This is a genomic window from Thermococcus sp. GR5 (assembly GCF_012027535.1).
GTDB classification, from domain to species: Archaea; Methanobacteriota_B; Thermococci; order Thermococcales; family Thermococcaceae; genus Thermococcus; species Thermococcus onnurineus.
The window spans coordinates 1-334 of record NZ_SNUN01000046.1; the positions used below are offsets into that span (position 1 = coordinate 1).

Genomic DNA, 334 nt, shown 5'->3' on the forward strand with positions numbered 1-334 from the left:
AGGAGCCCTGAAGTTGTTACCTCAATCCTCTGGGACTACCGTGGCATTGACACGCTCTTCGAGACTGCAGTGTTCTTCCTCGCAATAATAGGCAGCCTGACCGTCTTCAGGCTCACCAAGGAGCAGGAGAAGGAGGTTAAAACGGAGCCAACGCAGGTGGAACCACTCCCCCTGCCGATTAGGACGGTTACAAAGGTTATCGTTGCGATGATCCTTGCGGTTTCGGCATCTATTGCCTTGCACGGTCACTTGACACCGGGTGGTGGCTTTCAGGGCGGCTCTGCTCTCGCGGTCGCTCCGCTCCTTATAATAGCAGCATACTCAAAATATACCC

At 54.2% G+C, this 334-nt stretch carries 1 protein-coding gene; it reads left to right on the forward strand.

Annotation, left to right across the window (positions count from 1 at the left end; translation table 11 throughout):
• A partial coding sequence (locus E3E33_RS10805; RefSeq protein WP_304940795.1) for an MnhB domain-containing protein occupies window positions 1-334 on the forward strand: 334 nt, incomplete at both ends.